The 3416-nt window shown below is 60.1% G+C and carries 1 protein-coding gene; it reads left to right on the top strand.

Annotated elements, in window-relative coordinates:
• Positions 1-3416 (top strand): pyruvate carboxylase (locus tag C8N36_RS23855; protein ID WP_097807147.1); only part of this gene is annotated, 3416 nt, incomplete at both ends.

The raw sequence follows: 3416 nt of genomic DNA, 5'->3' as shown, positions 1-3416 counted from the left end.
ATGACGACGTTCAGCAAGATATTGATAGCGAACCGAGGAGAGATCGCGATACGTGTGATGCGTGCAGCGAATGAGATGGGGAAGCGGACGGTCGCGGTTTATTCCGAGGAGGATAAGCTGGGTTTGCACCGTTTCAAGGCGGATGAGGCGTATAAGATCGGTGCGGGGATGGGTCCTGTTGCGGCCTATCTGAGCATTGACGAGATCATTCGCGTGGCCAAGGAATGCGGCGCGGATGCGATCCATCCGGGCTATGGTTTGCTGTCGGAAAACCCTGACTTTGTCGACGCTTGCGCGGCCAATAACATCACCTTTATCGGCCCCAAGGCGGCCACCATGCGCGCCCTTGGCGACAAGGCCAGCGCCCGCCGGGTTGCGGTTGAGGCCGGTGTTCCGGTGATCCCGGCAACCGAGGTTCTGGGCGACGACATGGAGCTGACGAAGGCGCAGGCCAAAGAGGTTGGCTATCCGCTTATGCTCAAGGCGTCTTGGGGTGGCGGCGGACGCGGCATGCGCCCGATCGAGAACGAGGGCGAGCTGGCCGAAAAGGTGATGGAGGGCCGCCGCGAGGCCGAAGCCGCCTTTGGCAATGGTGAGGGGTATCTGGAAAAGATGATCATCCGCGCCCGCCACGTCGAGGTGCAGATCCTTGGCGACCAGATGGGCAACATCTATCACCTGTATGAACGCGATTGTAGCGTTCAGCGCCGCAACCAAAAGGTGGTCGAGCGCGCGCCTGCCCCCTACCTGAGCGAAGCGCAGCGCGAAGAAATTTGCGAGCTCGGGCGCAAGATCTGCCAGCACGTAAACTATGAATGCGCCGGCACCGTCGAATTCCTGATGGATATGGAAACCGGCAAGTTCTATTTTATCGAAGTCAATCCGCGCGTTCAGGTGGAACACACCGTGACCGAAGAGGTCACCGGCATTGATATCGTGCAAGCGCAAATCCTGATCGCCGAAGGCAAATCACTGGCCGAAGCCACTGGCAAAGCGTCGCAATACGACATCCGTCTGAACGGCCACGCGCTGCAAACGCGGGTGACAACCGAAGACCCGCAAAACAACTTTATCCCCGATTATGGCCGCATCACCGCCTATCGCAGCGCCACCGGCATGGGCATTCGTCTGGACGGCGGCACCGCTTATGCGGGCGGCGTGATCACGCGCTATTACGACAGCTTGCTGACCAAGGTCACCGCCTGGGCCCCGACGCCTGAAAAGGCGATTGCCCGCATGGACCGCGCCCTGCGCGAATTCCGCGTGCGCGGCGTGTCGACCAACATCGCCTTTGTGGAAAACCTGCTCAAACATCCGGTGTTTTTGAACAACCAGTACACCACCAAATTCATCGACGAGACCCCAGAGCTGTTCCAGTTCAAAAAGCGCCGGGATCGCGGCACCAAGGTGCTGACCTATATCGCCGATATCTCGGTGAACGGGCATCCCGAGGTCGAAGGCCGTGCCAAACCCGCCGCGGATCTCAAACCGGCCCGTATGCCGAAACTGCTGGCCGCCGCGCCGCGTGACGGCACCAAAACCCTGCTGGAGGCCCAAGGCCCGCAAGCCGTGGCCGATTGGCTGTCGGCGCAGCCCCATCTGCTGATCACCGACACCACCATGCGCGACGGGCACCAATCGCTGCTGGCGACACGGATGCGGTCGGTGGATATGATCGGCGCAGCGCCCGCTTATGCCCACAACCTGCCGCAGCTGTTCAGCGTCGAATGTTGGGGCGGGGCGACCTTTGATGTGGCCTACCGGTTCTTGCAAGAATGCCCGTGGCAGCGCCTGCGCGATCTGCGCAAAGCCATGCCCAATGTGATGACGCAGATGCTGCTGCGCGGTGCCAATGGCGTGGGCTACACCAATTATCCTGACAATGTGGTGCAGTTCTTTGTCAAACAGGCCGCGGAAACCGGCGTTGATGTGTTCCGGGTGTTTGACAGCCTGAACTGGGTGGAAAACATGCGCGTGGCGATGGATGCGGTGTTGGATACCGGCCGGGTGCTTGAGGGCACAATTTGCTATACCGGCGATATTCTGGATCCTGACCGCGCCAAATATGACCTGAAATACTACGTTGCCATGGGGCAGGAGTTGAAGGCCGCAGGGTCGCATGTTTTGGGGCTCAAGGATATGGCGGGCTTGCTCAAGGCCTCTGCCGCAGGGCCGCTGGTCAAAGCGCTGAAAGAAGAGGTCGGTCTGCCGATCCATTTCCACACCCATGACACATCCGGCGCACAAATCGCCACAATCATTGCGGCGGCCAATGCGGGCGTTGACGTGGTGGATGCAGCGATGGACAGCTTCTCGGGCAACACATCGCAGCCGACTTTGGGGTCTGTGGTCGAGGCGCTGCGCCACACCGATCGCGACACCGGTCTGGACATCGGCGCGATCCGCGACATCTCGAACTACTTCGAGGCGGTGCGCGGGCAGTATGCTGCGTTCGAAAGCGGCCAGCAGGCCCCGGCGTCCGAGGTGTATTTGCATGAAATGCCCGGCGGCCAGTTCACCAATCTCAAGGCGCAGGCGCGCTCGATGGGGCTTGAGGAGCGCTGGCACGAAGTGGCGCAAACCTATGCCGATGTGAACCGGATGTTTGGCGATATCGTCAAGGTCACGCCATCGTCCAAGGTGGTGGGTGACATGGCGCTGATGATGGTGTCGCAGGGGTTGGACCGCGCGCAGGTCGAAGACCCCGATGTTGATGTCAGCTTTCCTGAATCGGTGGTTGATATGATGAAGGGCAGCCTTGGCCAGCCTCCCGGCGGATGGCCTGCCGAGATCCAGAAAAAGATCCTCAAGGACGAAGCCGGATTCACCGATCGTCCCGGATTGCACGCCGAAGCGGTTGATATCGAAGCCACCCGAACCGAACTGTCGGGCCTGCTGGAAGGCAAATCCATCGATGACGAGGATCTGAACGGATACCTGATGTATCCCAAGGTCTTCCTTGATTATATGGGCCGCCATCGCAGCTATGGTCCGGTGCGGACATTGCCAACGCAGACCTTCTTTTACGGGATGAAGCCCGGACAAGAGATCACAGCGGAAATCGATCCCGGCAAAACGCTGGAAATCCGCATGCAAGCACTGAGCGAGACGGATGACAAAGGCGAAGTGAAGGTCTTCTTTGAACTGAACGGCCAGCCGCGCACCATCCGCGTGCCCAACCGCAAAGTCACGGCGCAAACCGCAGCCCGCCCCAAAGCCGACCCCGCCAACGAGGCCCACATCGGTGCCCCGATGCCCGGCGTCGTCGCCACCGTTGCCGTCACAAACGGCCAGTCGGTGAAAGAAGGCGATCTGCTGCTAACCATCGAAGCGATGAAAATGGAAACCGGCATCCACGCCGAAAAAGACGCCGTCATCAAAGCCCTGCACGTCTCTCCAGGCGCACAAATCGACGC

This window comes from Pelagimonas varians (assembly GCF_003208435.1).
Classification (GTDB): Bacteria; Pseudomonadota; Alphaproteobacteria; order Rhodobacterales; family Rhodobacteraceae; genus Pelagimonas; species Pelagimonas varians.
This window is presented reverse-complemented; position numbering and strand designations above follow the sequence as displayed.